Source organism: Diaphorobacter sp. LI3, assembly GCF_022807955.1.
Taxonomy (GTDB): domain Bacteria; phylum Pseudomonadota; class Gammaproteobacteria; order Burkholderiales; family Burkholderiaceae_C; genus Diaphorobacter; species Diaphorobacter nitroreducens.
Genome location: NZ_CP094346.1, coordinates 480585 through 493949 on the forward strand (window position 1 = coordinate 480585; position 13365 = coordinate 493949).

Annotated in this window: 20 protein-coding genes; all 20 read left to right on the top strand. The window is 61.7% G+C overall.

From position 1 onward, the window contains the following. Nucleotides 1-118 precede the first annotated feature (118 nt). The 20 genes from MRB47_RS02290 (at nucleotide 119) to rpsD (ending at nucleotide 13294) form a co-directional block, all read left to right on the top strand. Entirely contained in the window at nucleotides 119-1015 is an 897-nt protein-coding gene (locus tag MRB47_RS02290; protein ID WP_252101795.1) for a carbohydrate ABC transporter permease, read from the top strand. Continuing rightward, a complete protein-coding gene (locus tag MRB47_RS02295) occupies nucleotides 1008-1820 on the top strand; it encodes a carbohydrate ABC transporter permease (protein ID WP_012655440.1) in 813 nt (270 codons plus the stop codon). Before MRB47_RS02290 ends, MRB47_RS02295 begins: the two co-directional genes overlap by 8 nt. Nucleotides 1821-1969: 149 nt before the next feature. Further along, entirely contained in the window at nucleotides 1970-2278 is a 309-nt protein-coding gene (locus MRB47_RS02300; protein ID WP_252101796.1) for a DUF2160 domain-containing protein, read from the top strand. 174 nt (nucleotides 2279-2452) lie between these two features. Continuing rightward, nucleotides 2453-4186: an ABC transporter substrate-binding protein gene (locus MRB47_RS02305; RefSeq protein WP_123674860.1), complete on the top strand. Its 1734-nt coding sequence runs from the start codon at nucleotides 2453-2455 to the stop codon at nucleotides 4184-4186. A 101-nt stretch (nucleotides 4187-4287) separates the two neighbouring features. After that, complete coding sequence (locus MRB47_RS02310; protein ID WP_252101797.1) at nucleotides 4288-5886, top strand: glycerol-3-phosphate dehydrogenase/oxidase; 1599 nt, start codon at nucleotides 4288-4290, stop codon at nucleotides 5884-5886. Between the two features lie 191 nt (nucleotides 5887-6077). Further along, nucleotides 6078-6446, top strand: coding sequence for a 50S ribosomal protein L14 (gene rplN, locus MRB47_RS02315; protein ID WP_011803853.1), 369 nt, complete (start codon nucleotides 6078-6080; stop codon nucleotides 6444-6446). A 10-nt stretch (nucleotides 6447-6456) separates the two neighbouring features. Beyond that, nucleotides 6457-6777 (top strand): 50S ribosomal protein L24, encoded by a 321-nt coding sequence (rplX, locus tag MRB47_RS02320; RefSeq protein ID WP_011803854.1) that lies wholly within the window; start codon nucleotides 6457-6459, stop codon nucleotides 6775-6777. Nucleotides 6778-6786: 9 nt separating this feature from the next. Beyond that, the gene (gene rplE / locus MRB47_RS02325) at nucleotides 6787-7326 is read left to right on the top strand and encodes a 50S ribosomal protein L5 (RefSeq protein ID WP_011803855.1); all 540 of its coding nucleotides are present in this window, start codon (nucleotides 6787-6789) and stop codon (nucleotides 7324-7326) included. Nucleotides 7327-7335: 9 nt separating this feature from the next. Then, complete coding sequence (gene rpsN / locus MRB47_RS02330; RefSeq protein ID WP_011803856.1) at nucleotides 7336-7641, top strand: 30S ribosomal protein S14; 306 nt, start codon at nucleotides 7336-7338, stop codon at nucleotides 7639-7641. Nucleotides 7642-7661: 20 nt separating this feature from the next. After that, the gene (gene rpsH, locus MRB47_RS02335; RefSeq protein WP_011803857.1) at nucleotides 7662-8057 is read left to right on the top strand and encodes a 30S ribosomal protein S8; all 396 of its coding nucleotides are present in this window, start codon (nucleotides 7662-7664) and stop codon (nucleotides 8055-8057) included. A 24-nt stretch (nucleotides 8058-8081) separates the two neighbouring features. Continuing rightward, nucleotides 8082-8615 (top strand): 50S ribosomal protein L6, encoded by a 534-nt coding sequence (gene rplF / locus MRB47_RS02340; RefSeq protein ID WP_252101798.1) that lies wholly within the window; start codon nucleotides 8082-8084, stop codon nucleotides 8613-8615. Nucleotides 8616-8626: 11 nt separating this feature from the next. Next, entirely contained in the window at nucleotides 8627-8992 is a 366-nt protein-coding gene (gene rplR, locus MRB47_RS02345) for a 50S ribosomal protein L18 (protein WP_011803859.1), read from the top strand. A gap of 17 nt (nucleotides 8993-9009) precedes the next feature. Further along, the gene (gene rpsE, locus MRB47_RS02350; RefSeq protein ID WP_011803860.1) at nucleotides 9010-9531 is read left to right on the top strand and encodes a 30S ribosomal protein S5; all 522 of its coding nucleotides are present in this window, start codon (nucleotides 9010-9012) and stop codon (nucleotides 9529-9531) included. 14 nt (nucleotides 9532-9545) lie between these two features. Continuing rightward, nucleotides 9546-9728: a 50S ribosomal protein L30 gene (rpmD, locus tag MRB47_RS02355; protein ID WP_012655443.1), complete on the top strand. Its 183-nt coding sequence runs from the start codon at nucleotides 9546-9548 to the stop codon at nucleotides 9726-9728. A gap of 10 nt (nucleotides 9729-9738) precedes the next feature. Further along, complete coding sequence (gene rplO, locus MRB47_RS02360; protein ID WP_011803862.1) at nucleotides 9739-10170, top strand: 50S ribosomal protein L15; 432 nt, start codon at nucleotides 9739-9741, stop codon at nucleotides 10168-10170. Between the two features lie 23 nt (nucleotides 10171-10193). Then, complete coding sequence (gene secY / locus MRB47_RS02365; RefSeq protein ID WP_011803863.1) at nucleotides 10194-11513, top strand: preprotein translocase subunit SecY; 1320 nt, start codon at nucleotides 10194-10196, stop codon at nucleotides 11511-11513. Nucleotides 11514-11657: 144 nt separating this feature from the next. After that, on the top strand, nucleotides 11658-11771 hold the full coding sequence (gene rpmJ / locus MRB47_RS02370) for a 50S ribosomal protein L36 (protein ID WP_003050535.1): 114 nt from the start codon (nucleotides 11658-11660) through the stop codon (nucleotides 11769-11771). A gap of 23 nt (nucleotides 11772-11794) precedes the next feature. After that, the gene (rpsM, locus tag MRB47_RS02375; protein WP_011803864.1) at nucleotides 11795-12160 is read left to right on the top strand and encodes a 30S ribosomal protein S13; all 366 of its coding nucleotides are present in this window, start codon (nucleotides 11795-11797) and stop codon (nucleotides 12158-12160) included. Between the two features lie 17 nt (nucleotides 12161-12177). Next, a complete protein-coding gene (rpsK, locus tag MRB47_RS02380) occupies nucleotides 12178-12582 on the top strand; it encodes a 30S ribosomal protein S11 (RefSeq protein WP_011803865.1) in 405 nt (134 codons plus the stop codon). Nucleotides 12583-12670: 88 nt separating this feature from the next. Further along, the gene (gene rpsD / locus MRB47_RS02385; RefSeq protein WP_012655444.1) at nucleotides 12671-13294 is read left to right on the top strand and encodes a 30S ribosomal protein S4; all 624 of its coding nucleotides are present in this window, start codon (nucleotides 12671-12673) and stop codon (nucleotides 13292-13294) included. The last annotated feature ends 71 nt before the right edge of the window (nucleotides 13295-13365 follow it).

A 13365-nucleotide genomic window follows, 5' to 3' on the forward strand; every position in this document is an offset into this window, starting at 1 on the left:
GCGGCTTCCCCCTGGATGGGGGACGGCGCCCTTTGCTGCGGAGCGGCCCTTGCTGGGCGCCCCGCCGTCTGCGCCGCACCAGTGGTGCGCGTCGCAGGCTATCCCTTGGAGCACTGCCATGAGTAGTACGACCAAACCCGTGAACCAGAAGGCCTGGTTCCTGGTGCTGCCGGTGATTCTGTGCGTGGCCTTCTCGGCCATCCTGCCCTTGATGACGGTGGTGAACTACTCGGTGCAGGACATCATCAGCCCCGAGCGCCGCGTGTTCGTGGGCACGGAATGGTTCGCCGCCGTGCTGCGCGACGAGGAACTGCACGGCGCGTTGCTGCGCCAGCTCACGTTCTCGCTGGCGGTGCTGCTGGTGGAGATTCCGCTGGGCATCCTGCTGGCGCTCAGCATGCCCGCGCAGGGCTGGAAGTCGTCGGCGGTGCTGGTCATCGTGGCGCTGTCGCTCTTGATCCCGTGGAACGTGGTGGGCACCATCTGGCAGATCTTTGGCCGCTCGGACATCGGCCTGCTGGGAGCGGCGTTCGAGGCCATCGGCTTCGACTACAGCTACACCGGCAACGCCACGCAGGCGTGGCTGACGGTGCTGGCCATGGACGTGTGGCACTGGACTCCGCTGGTGGCGCTGCTGTGCTTCGCGGGGCTGCGCAGCATTCCCGACGCGTACTACCAGGCCGCGCGCATCGACGGCGCGAGCAAGTTCGCCGTGTTCCGCTACATCCAACTGCCCAAGATGCGCGGCGTGCTGATGATCGCCGTGCTGCTGCGCTTCATGGACAGCTTCATGATCTACACCGAGCCCTTCGTGCTCACGGGCGGCGGGCCGGGCAACGCGACCACCTTCCTCAGCCAGTACCTCACGCAAAAGGCCGTGGGCCAGTTCGACCTGGGGCCGGCGGCGGCGTTCTCGCTGATCTACTTCCTCATCATCCTGCTGCTGTGCTTCATCCTCTACAACTGGATGCAGCGCGTGGGCACCACGCCGAAGGAGGGTGCCGGCCATGAATGAGCCCCGCTTCCAGAAACGCACACTGTTCCTGATCGCCTACCTGGTATTCGCCGTGCTGCCCATCTACTGGATGGTCAACATGAGCTTCAAGACCAACGAGGAGATCCTGTCCAGCTTCTCGCTGTGGCCCCAGCACTTCACCTGGGCCAACTACCAGACCATCTTCACCGACGAGAGCTGGTACTCGGGCTACATCAACAGCCTGATCTACGTGGCCATCAACACGGTGATCTCGCTCACCGTGGCGCTGCCCGCAGCCTATGCGTTCAGCCGCTACCAGTTCCTGGGCGACAAGCACGTGTTCTTCTGGCTGTTGACCAACCGCATGACGCCGCCGGCCGTGTTCCTGCTGCCGTTCTTCCAGCTCTACACCACCGTGGGGCTGATGGACACGCACATCGCCGTGGCGCTGGCGCACCTGCTGTTCAACGTGCCGCTGGCGGTGTGGATTCTCGAAGGCTTCATGAGCGGCATCCCGCGCGAGATCGACGAGACAGCGTACATCGATGGCTACAGCTTTCCGCGCTTTTTCCTCACCATCTTCCTGCCGCTGATCAAGGCGGGCGTGGGCGTGGCGGCGTTCTTCTGCTTCATGTTTTCGTGGGTGGAATTGCTCTTGGCACGCACGCTCACCAGCGTGAATGCCAAGCCCATCGTCGCCACCATGACGCGCACCGTGAGCGCCAGCGGCATGGACTGGGCGACGCTGGCCGCCGCCGGGGTACTGACCATCGTGCCCGGCGCCATCGTGATCTGGTTCGTGCGCCACTACATCGCGAAGGGGTTCGCGATGGGCCGCGTCTGACGGGAAGGGAAGCCAACACATGAACCACCGCAATTCGCAGCGGCACGCGCAACGCGTCCCATACCAGCGGCAGCCGTGGAACGGGCTTTGCCCGGCCACCGGCTGCGTCCCCCTGGGGGGAAGCGCCGCAGGCGCTCAGGGGGGTACCCATGTTTGACTGGATGGCTTGGACCACCCCGGTGGCGGTGTTCTTCACCTGCATCGTGCTCATGCTGATCGCCATGACGGTGTGGGAAATCCAATCCCCCACGGTGGAGCGCAAGGGCTTCCTGCCCATGACCACCACGCGCGGCGACCGGCTATTCATCGGCCTGCTCACCGCCGCGTACATCAACCTGGCCTGGGTGGGCCTGGGCGAGAAGATGGCGCAGTGGTTCTCGCTGGAGGCCGAGCCCTCGGTGTGGATCAGCTTCGTGCTGTCCATGCTGGTGCTGGCGCTGGTGCTGCGCAAAGGGTAGTCAAAAAAGATAGCTGCTTGCGCTTGATTTACCGGGATTTGAGATAGAAAACTATCTAAAAACCAATAACAACAAGCGCCAGTAGCTCACATTTTTATAAAAGGGGCCAGCCGACTCTCCCCCGGCACCGGCGCCCATCCAACCCCCGGGGAGCGTTCTTGTGAGGAGACAGCAATGAAGATGCAGTTCAAGGCGATCGCGTTCGCCGCCGCGGCGCTGGCGCTGGGGCAGGCAGCCTGGGCCGGCGAGGCCGAGGCCAAGAAGTGGATCGACAGCGAGTTCCAGCCCTCCACGCTGAGCAAAGACCAGCAGATGGCCGAGATGAAGTGGTTCATCGACGCGGCCAAGAAGCTGCAGGCCAAGGGCGTGAAGGAGATCGCGGTGGTCTCAGAGACCATCACCACGCACGAGTACGAATCCAAGACCCTGGCCAAGGCGTTCAGCGAGATTACGGGCATCCAGGTCAAGCACGACCTGATCCAAGAGGGCGACGTGGTCGAGAAGCTGCAGACCTCCATGCAGTCGGGCAAGTCCATCTATGACGGCTGGATCAGCGACTCCGACCTCATCGGCACCCACTACCGCTACGGCAAGATCCTGAACCTGTCCGACTACATGGCCGGCCCGGGCAAGGATTACACCAACCCCGGCCTGGACCTGCAGGACTTCATCGGCACCAAGTTCACCACCGCCCCGGACGGCAAGCTGTACCAGCTGCCCGACCAGCAGTTCGCCAACCTGTACTGGTTCCGCGCCGACCTGTTCGACCGCAAGGACTTGAAGGACAAGTTCAAGGCCAAGTACGGCTACGACCTGGGCGTGCCGCTGAACTGGAGCGCCTATGAGGACATTGCCGAGTTCTTCACCAACGACGTGAAGAACATCGACGGCAAACCGATCTATGGCCACATGGACTACGGCAAGAAGGACCCGTCGCTGGGCTGGCGCTTCACCGACGCCTGGCTGTCCATGGCCGGCAGCGCCGACATCGGCACGCCCAACGGCCTGCCCATCGACGAATGGGGCATTCGCGTGGCCGACGACAAGTGCACCCCCGTGGGCGCCAGCGTGGCCCGTGGCGGCGCCACCAACTCGCCGGCCGCCGTCTATGCGCTCACCAAGTACGTGGACTGGATGAAGAAGTACGCGCCCAAGGAAGCCATGGGCATGACCTTCGGCGAGGCCGGCCCCGTGCCCGCCCAGGGCCAGATCGCCCAGCAGATCTTCTGGTACACCGCCTTCACCGCCGACATGACCAAACCCGGCCTGCCCGTGGTGAACGCCGACGGCACGCCCAAGTGGCGCATGGCCCCTGGCCCCAACGGCCCGTACTGGAAGCAGGGCATGCAAAACGGCTACCAGGACGTGGGCAGCTGGACCTTCTTCAAGGACCACAACCCCGACCGCCTGGCCGCCGCGTGGCTCTACGCCCAGTTCGTGACGGCCAAGAGCACGTCGCTGAAGAAGACCGTCGTCGGCCTGACGCCGATCCGCGAGTCCGACATCCGATCCAAGGCCATGACCGACATGGCGCCCAAGCTGGGCGGCCTGGTCGAGTTCTACCGCAGCCCGGCGCGCGTGGCCTGGTCTCCCACCGGCACCAACGTGCCCGACTACCCCAAGCTGGCGCAACTGTGGTGGAAGAACGTGGCCCAGGCCGTCACGGGCGAGAAGACCCCGCAGGCCGCCATGGACACACTGGCCGACGAGATGGACCAGGTGATGGCCCGCCTGCAGCGCGCCGGCATGGAGCGCTGCGCGCCCAAGCTGAACGCCAAGGGTGACCCGGCCAAGTGGCTGAGCGACCAGCACGCGCCCTGGAAGAAGCTCGCCAATGAGAAGCCCAAGGGCGAAACCATCAACTACAACACCCTGCTGCAGGCCTGGAAGGACGGCAAGGTGCGTTGATGCCGCAGCGGATGGGCCCTTTGCCGGGCCCATCCCGCGGATCGGGTCACAATTCAGGGTAAACCCTGATTTTTCTGCCAGGGTTACGGACCATTCCCCTTATGACTAGCGACACCTCCACCCCTTTGGCAACCGTACGGGCCGACCTGCTGGCCCGCCTGGCTCAACCCGTGACCTACGACCTGGCGGTCGTCGGAGGTGGGGCGACGGGCCTGGGGGTGGCGCTGGATGCGGCGGCGCGCGGCTTTTCCGTCGTGCTGCTGGAATCGCACGACTTCGCCAAGGGCACCTCCTCGCGTGCCACCAAGCTGGTGCACGGCGGCGTGCGCTACCTCGCGCAGGGCAACATCGCCCTGGTGCGCGAGGCGCTGCATGAGCGCACCACGCTGCTGCGCAACGCGCCCCACCTGGCGCAGCCGCTCGCGTTCGTCATGCCTTCCTACAAGGTGTGGGAAACGCCGTTCTACGGTGTGGGCCTGAAGATGTACGACGCCCTGGCCGGCAAGGCGGGCCTGGGGCCCACCGAATTCCTTGGGCGCATGGAAACCCTGCGCTGCCTGCCCACGGCCATGGCCGACGGGCTCAAGGGCGGCGTGAAGTATTGGGACGGGCAGTTCGACGACGCCCGACTGGCCCTGGCCCTGGCGCGTACCGCCGCGCAGCGGGGGGCTCTGCTGCTCAACTACTGCCCCGTGGACGACCTGTTGTACGACGGGGGGAAGGTGGCGGGCGTGGTTTGCCAGGATGCCGAGACCGGGCAGCGCTACGAGGTGCGTGCGCGCTGCGTGGTCAACGCCACCGGCGTGTGGGTGGACGCCCTGCGCCAGCGCGACGGTGATGTGAGCGGCCAGCCCGCCAAGCCCATGGTGGCGCCCAGCCAGGGGGTGCACATCGTGGTGGACCGCGAGTTCTTGCCCTCCGACCATGCGCTGATGGTGCCAAAGACGGCCGACGGGCGGGTGCTGTTTGCGGTGCCCTGGCTGGGCAAGGTGATTTTGGGCACGACCGACAGCCCACGCCAGGATCTGGCGCGCGAGCCCCAGGCCATGCGGGAGGAAGTGGCCTTCATCCTGGGGGAATCGGCGCGCTACCTGCGGCGCGCCCCCCAGGCGAGCGATGTGCGCAGCATCTGGGTGGGCCTGCGTCCCTTGGTCAAGCCCTCGGACGAAGACGCCGCCGCCACCAAGAGCATCAGCCGGGAACACACCGTGCTGGCCAGCCGCAGCGGGCTGGTCACCGTGACTGGCGGCAAGTGGACCACCTACCGCGCCATGGCCGAGGATGTACTGCTCAAGTGCATGGACGAACACCTGCTGCCGCGCCGCCAGGGCGGGATCACCGTTGCGCTGCCCCTGGTAGGAGCCGGTGCCACCCGGGAGCGCCAGGGAATGAACGCGCCCCAGGGTCTGCATTCCTACGGCGACGAGGCCGCGCGGGTGCAAGCCCTGCCGGGTTCGCAGGTGCAACTGGCCGAAGGGCTCAGCGAGGCCATGGTGCGCTTCGCCGCGCGCCATGAATACGCACGCACCGTGGAGGACGTGCTCGCACGGCGCTCGCGCGTGCTGTTTCTCGATGCGCGCCAGGCGGCCGCGCTGGCGCCGCGCGTGGCGGACATCCTGCGCGAGGAAATCCCCGGCCAGGACCCGCAGCTGCCCGCGTTCCTAGAGTTGGCCGCACACTACGCCACGGTGCCGGTATAAAAAGCGCTTGACGCCCGGTTTTAAGTTTGCGATACTGCCGGGCTTCGCGTTAAGTGCGCGAGGTTTCTGCCCAGCGGGAAGCGCCGCAAATGGTTTGCGGCGTGGACGACGGGCCCAAGACTGACTGGCAGGTCGGCCGCCTTGAAAGGCTTCGGGGCATTCGACCGCTGGTGCAAGTTGGGAATATTGAAATGATCCAAACAGAATCTCGGTTAGACGTTGCCGACAATACCGGCGCGAAGTCCGTCCTGTGCATCAAGGTGCTGGGCGGTTCCAAGCGTCGCTATGCCAGCGTTGGCGACATCATCAAGGTGAGCGTGAAGGAAGCTGCTCCGCGTGGCCGCGTCAAGAAGGGCGAGGTCTACAGCGCAGTGGTTGTGCGTACGGCGAAGGGTATCCGCCGCGGCGACGGTTCGCTCGTGAAGTTCGACGGCAATGCAGCAGTGTTGCTCAATTCCAAGCTGGAGCCCATCGGCACCCGCATCTTCGGCCCCGTGACGCGTGAACTGCGTACCGAGCGCTTCATGAAGATCGTGTCCCTGGCTCCCGAAGTTCTCTAAAGGACGCGCCATGAACAAGATCCGCAAGGGCGACGAAGTCATCGTGCTCACCGGGCGCGACAAGGGTAAGCGCGGCACGGTGTCGCTGCGTAAGGATGACTCTCATCTGGTCATCGAAGGCATCAACCTGGTCAAGAAGCATGTCAAGCCGAACCCCATGAAGGGTACGACTGGCGGCATCGTGGAAAAGGCCATGCCCATCCACCAATCCAACGTGGCCATTTTCAATGCCGCTACCGGCAAGGCTGACCGCGTGGGCATCAAGGTGCAGGCCGACGGCACGCGTGTTCGCGTGTTCAAGTCCAGCGGCGCCGAAATCAAGGCTGCCTAAGGAGTCCACATGGCACGACTGCAAGAAATCTACCGCGACAAGATCGCCCCCGAACTGGTCAAGCAGTTTGGTTACACCTCGCCCATGCAGGTTCCCCGTCTGACCAAGATCACGCTCAACATGGGCGTGAGCGAGGCCGTGGCGGATAAGAAGATCATGGACAACGCCGTGGCGGACCTGACCAAGATTGCTGGTCAGAAGCCCGTGGTGACCAAGGCCAAGAAGGCTATCGCCGGTTTTAAGATCCGCGAAGGCCAGGCCATTGGCTGCATGGTGACGCTGCGCGGTGCGCAGATGTACGAATTCCTGGATCGCTTCGTGACGATCGCGCTGCCTCGCGTGCGTGACTTCCGTGGTATCTCCGGTCGCGCATTCGACGGCCGTGGCAACTACAACATCGGCGTCAAAGAGCAGATCATTTTCCCTGAGATCGAGTACGACAAGGTGGATGCCTTGCGCGGCCTCAACATCAGCATCACCACGACGGCCAAGACCGACGAAGAAGCCAAGGCGCTTCTCACGGCTTTCCGTTTCCCGTTCAAGAACTAAAGGCAGCGTATGGCTAAAGTAGCTTTGATCCAGCGCGAACTGAAGCGCGAAAAACTGGCCGCCAAGTACGCCGCCAAGTACGCGGAACTGAAGGCGATTGCCGGCGATGCCAAGCGCAGCGACGAAGAGCGCGAAGCGGCCCGTCTGGGCCTGCAGAAACTGCCTCGCAACGCCAACCCCACGCGCCAGCGTAACCGCTGCGAAATCACCGGTCGTCCCCGTGGCACTTTCCGTCAATTCGGTCTGGGTCGCGCAAAGATCCGTGAACTGGCATTTGCCGGTGACATCCCCGGTGTCACCAAGGCCAGCTGGTAAGCAGGCAGGAGAGATACAACATGAGCATGAGTGATCCCATCGCTGACTTGCTGACCCGCATCCGCAACGCACAAATGGTGTCCAAGGCCACCGTGTCGGTGCCTTCTTCCAAAGTGAAGGTTGCCATAGCCCAGGTGCTGAAGGACGAGGGTTATATCGACGGCTTCGAAGTGAAGTCCGAGAGCGGCAAGACTGAACTCGAAATCACCCTGAAGTACTACGCCGGTCGCCCGGTGATCGAGCGCATCGAGCGCGTGAGCCGTCCCGGCCTGCGCGTGTACAAGGGCTGTGGTTCCATTCCGCAAGTCATGAACGGCCTGGGTGTGGCAATTGTCACGACGCCCAAGGGTGTGATGACCGACCGCAAGGCGCGCGCTACCGGTGTCGGTGGCGAGGTGCTTTGCTACGTCGCTTAACGTGGCATTGAGGAGAAGACTGAAATGTCCCGTGTAGGTAAATCCCCGGTAAGCATCCCCGCAGGCGTGGATGTGTCCATCAAGGACGACCAGATCAGTGTCAAGGGTGCTGGTGGCGTGCTGTCGCTGGCGCAGAACGCGCTGGTGAAGGTGTCTAACAACGAAGGCAAGCTGAGCTTTGAGCCGGTCAACGACTCGCGTGAAGCCAATGCCATGAGCGGCACCGTGCGCCAGTTGGTGAACAACATGGTGGTCGGTGTGAGCAAGGGCTTTGAGAAGAAGTTGACGCTGATCGGCGTGGGCTTCAAGGCAGCAGCCTCCGGCAACAAGCTGAACCTGGCCATCGGTTTTTCGCATCCCGTGAACTTCGAGATGCCTACCGGCATCACCGTTGCCACGCCGACGCCCACCGAAATCGTGATCAAGGGTGCTGACCGCCAAGTGGTGGGCCAGCTGGCCGCCGAGATCCGTGCCGTTCGTCCGCCCGAGCCCTATAAGGGCAAGGGTATCCACTACGCGGACGAAAAAGTCACGATCAAAGAGACCAAGAAGAAGTAAGGAGCTGCAGCATGTTGACCAAAAAAGAGCAGCGTCTTCGTCGTGCCCGCCAGACCCGCATCCGCATTGCCCAGCAAGGTGTCGCGCGTCTGACGGTCAATCGTACGAATCTCCATATCTACGCCAGTGTGATCTCCGGCGATGGCAGCAAGGTGCTGGCCAGCGCATCCACGGCCGAAGCCGATGTGCGCAAGTCGCTCGGTGGCTCGGGCAAGGGTGGCAACGCCGCTGCAGCCCAGATCATCGGCAAGCGCATCGCTGAGAAGGCGAAGGCGGCCGGTGTCGAGAAGGTTGCATTTGATCGTGCAGGTTTTGCATACCACGGCCGCGTGAAGGCCCTGGCCGATGCAGCCCGTGAAGCCGGCCTGCAGTTCTAAGCGGAGCGGAATACAAAATGGCTAAATTTCAACCCAAGGTACAGAGCGAAGGTCAGGACGACGGTCTGCGCGAAAAAATGATCGCGGTCAACCGCGTGACCAAAGTCGTGAAGGGTGGCCGCATTCTGGGCTTCGCTGCGCTGACGGTGGTTGGCGATGGTGACGGCCGCGTGGGCATGGGCAAGGGTAAGTCCAAGGAAGTGCCCGCCGCCGTGCAAAAGGCCATGGAAGAGGCACGTCGCAACATGGTGAAGGTGTCGCTGAAGAACGGCACCATTCACCACAACGTGACGGGCCACCACGGCGCAGCCGTGGTGATGATGGCCCCGGCCCCCAAGGGTACCGGCATCATCGCTGGCGGCCCGATGCGCGCCGTGTTCGAGGTGATGGGCATTACCGATATCGTGGCCAAGAGCCACGGTTCGTCCAACCCTTACAACATGGTTCGCGCCACGTTTGACGCCCTGACCAATTCCACTACGCCGGCCGAAGTGGCCGCTAAGCGCGGTAAGACGGTCGAAGACCTCTTCGCTGCCTGATAGGGAGGCGTGCAATGACAACGCAACAAACCATCAAGATTCAACTGGTGCGCAGCCCGATTGGCACCAAAGAATCGCACCGCGCTACCGTTCGTGGCCTGGGTCTTCGCAAGCTCAACAGCATCAGCGAACTCAAGGACACGCCTGAAGTGCGCGGCATGATTAACAAGATCAGCTATCTGGTCAAAGTCCTCTGAGAGGTTGATGATGGAACTCAATAGCATCAAGCCCGCAGATGGTGCCAAGCACGCCGCGCGCCGCGTTGGTCGTGGCATTGGTTCCGGCCTGGGCAAGACCGCTGGCCGTGGCCACAAGGGACAAAAGTCCCGCTCCGGGGGGTACCACAAGGTGGGCTTCGAAGGCGGTCAAATGCCTTTGCAGCGCCGTCTGCCCAAGCGCGGCTTCAAGTCGCACCTGCTGAAGTTCAATGCGGAAATCTCCTTGACCGCCCTGGAAAACCTGGGGTTGGCTGAGGTGGATGTGCTGGCGTTGAAGAACGCAGGTTTGGTGGGCGAGTTGGCCAAGGTGGTCAAGGTGATCAAGAGTGGCGAGATTTCCAAGGCTGTGAAGCTGTCGGGAATCACCGCAACTGCTGGCGCCAAGGCTGCCATCGAAGCGGCCGGCGGTAGCCTGGCCTGATCTGGTTCTGACGAAAGGCATCTGTGGCTACTAACGCAGCTCAACTGGCAAAAACCGGTAAGTTTGGCGATCTCCGCCGGCGTCTGGTCTTTCTGCTGCTCGCGTTGGTTGTGTACCGCATCGGCGCGCACATTCCCGTTCCTGGGATTGATCCGGCGCAGCTGCAACAGTTGTTCAGTGGCCAGCAGGGCGGCATTCTCAACCTCTTCAATATGTTCTCGGGTGGAGCGCTCTCGCGCTTCACGGTCTTCGCGCTGGGGATCATGCCGTACATCTCGGCATCGATCATCATGCAGCTGATGACCTATGTGGTACCCACATTCGAGCAGTTGAAGAAGGAAGGGGAGGCCGGGCGCCGCAAGATCACGCAGTACACCCGTTATGGAACGTTGGGCTTGGCGATTTTCCAATCGCTGGGTATTGCGGTGGCTCTGGAGAGCTCCGCAGGTCTCGTGTTGAGTCCGGGCTTCGGCTTCCGGCTCACGGCAGTGGTCAGCCTGACCGCCGGCACGATGTTTCTGATGTGGCTGGGTGAACAGATCACTGAGCGCGGCCTGGGCAACGGTATTTCGATCCTGATCTTTGCCGGTATCGCCGCGGGTCTGCCTAGTTCTATCGGTGGTCTGTTGGAGCTGGTGCGCACGGGGGCGATGAGCATCCTGGCAGCCATCTTCATCGTGATCGTCGTGGGACTGGTGACGTACTTCGTCGTCTTCGTCGAACGTGGTCAGCGCAAGATACTGGTGAACTATGCGCGGCGCCAGGTGGGCAACAAGGTCTATGGTGGGCAATCCTCCCATCTGCCTTTGAAGCTCAATATGGCAGGTGTGATTCCTCCAATCTTTGCATCTTCCATCATCCTGCTGCCTGCAACCATTGTGAATTGGTTCAGCGCGGGAGAGTCGATGCGGTGGTTGCGTGATATTTCTGCGGCACTGACGCCTGGCCAGCCGGTCTATGTGATGTTCTACGCCGCGGCGATCATCTTCTTCTGTTTCTTCTACACGGCTCTGGTTTTCAACAGCCGCGAAACGGCAGACAACCTGAAGAAGAGCGGAGCATTCATTCCAGGCATCCGCCCGGGTGAACATACCGCGCGCTACATCGACAAGATCCTGGTGCGGCTGACGCTGGCCGGGGCTGTTTACATCACCTTCGTGTGTTTGCTGCCCGAGTTCCTGATCCTGAAGTACAACGTGCCGTTCTATTTTGGTGGTACGTCGTTGCTGATCATCGTTGTCGTGACGATGGACTTCATGGCTCAGGTACAGAACTACATGATGTCGCAGCAGTACGAATCGCTGCTGAAGAAGGCTAACTTCAAGACGACATTAGGTACCTGATGTCCGTGTGCCTTGGGCGAATGCGCTATAGTCGCGGGTTCGCCAAGAAGCAACGGCTTATTGATGCCCTTCGATCCATCGCGGGCACTTATTTTGTGTTCCGCGCACTGGGCCGGAACGATTGGACAAGTTTAGGAGAATGCAATGAGGGTTTCGGCTTCGGTCAAGAAAATTTGCCGTAACTGCAAAATCATCCGCCGCAAGGGCGTTGTGCGCGTGATCTGTACGGATCAGCGCCACAAGCAGCGCCAAGGTTGATTGGGAAGTATTAGAGGACGAACATGGCACGTATTGCTGGTATCAATATCCCGCCCCATCAGCACACCGAGATTGGCCTGACGGCCATCTACGGGATCGGGCGTACCCGTGCTCGCAAGATTTGCGAGGCATGCGGAATTGCTTATTCCAAGAAGGTCAAGGAATTGACCGATGCCGATCTGGAGAAGATTCGCGACCAGATCGCTCAGTTCACCATCGAAGGTGACCTGCGCCGTGAGACCACGATGAACATCAAGCGACTGATGGACATTGGTTGCTATCGCGGTTTCCGTCATCGTCGCGGTCTGCCGATGCGTGGTCAGCGCACGCGCACCAACGCACGTACCCGCAAGGGCCCGCGCAAGGGTGCAGCGGCACTGAAGAAGTAAGATTCTGAAAGATCACTATGGCTAAATCTCCTGCCAATAACGCCGCGCAACGTGTGCGCAAGAAGGTTCGCAAGAACATTTCGGACGGCATCGCCCACGTGCACGCCTCCTTCAACAACACGATCATTACGATCACCGATCGCCAAGGCAATGCTCTGTCCTGGGCGTCTTCTGGTGGCCAGGGTTTCAAGGGTTCGCGCAAGTCGACTCCTTTTGCTGCTCAGGTGGCATCGGAAGTGGCCGGTCGCGCAGCCATTGAACAAGGCATCAAGAACCTCGATGTCGAAATCAAGGGTCCCGGTCCTGGCCGCGAATCCTCGGTGCGCGCGCTGGGCGCTCTCGGCATCCGCATCACCTCCATCTCGGATGTGACGCCTGTGCCCCACAACGGTTGCCGTCCCCAGAAACGTCGCCGTATTTAATTGGTTTCATAAGCCCACCGCCACCGATCGCCTGGCGCGATGGTGGCTCCCGCAGTCCGCTGCGGCAGTCGATTCAAGGATATAAAAAGTGGCACGTTATCTCGGCCCTAAGGCCAAACTCTCCCGCCGCGAAGGCACCGACCTGTTCCTGAAGAGCGCACGCCGCTCTATCGCGGACAAGGCCAAGTTTGATTCGAAGCCAGGCCAGCATGGCCGTACTTCTGGCGCACGCACGTCAGACTATGGTCTGCAACTGCGCGAAAAGCAGAAAGTCAAGCGCATGTATGGCGTGCTGGAAAAGCAATTCCGCCGCTATTTCGAGGCCGCTGAACGCCTCAAGGGCAATACGGGCGCTAATTTGCTCGGTCTGCTCGAGTGCCGCCTGGATAACGTGGTGTACCGCATGGGCTTCGGCTCGACCCGTGCCGAAGCGCGTCAGCTCGTGTCCCACAAGGCCATCACTGTGAATGGTCAAAGCGTCAACATCGCATCCTATCTGGTCAAGGCCGGCGACGTGGTTGCGGTACGCGAAAAATCCAAGAAGCAGGCACGTATTGTTGAGGCCTTGCAATTGGCGCAGCAGGTGGGCATGCCCGTTTGGGTCGAAGTGAATGCCGACAAGGTAGAAGGTACCTTCAAGAAGGTCCCGGATCGCGATGAGTTCGGTGCAGACATTAACGAATCCCTGATCGTTGAGTTGTACTCGCGTTAAACCATAGCTTTAAGTTAGCCGAAATCGTCCCTGAACCGCGAGGCATCGCGGTTTAGGCGCTTCACCAGCCT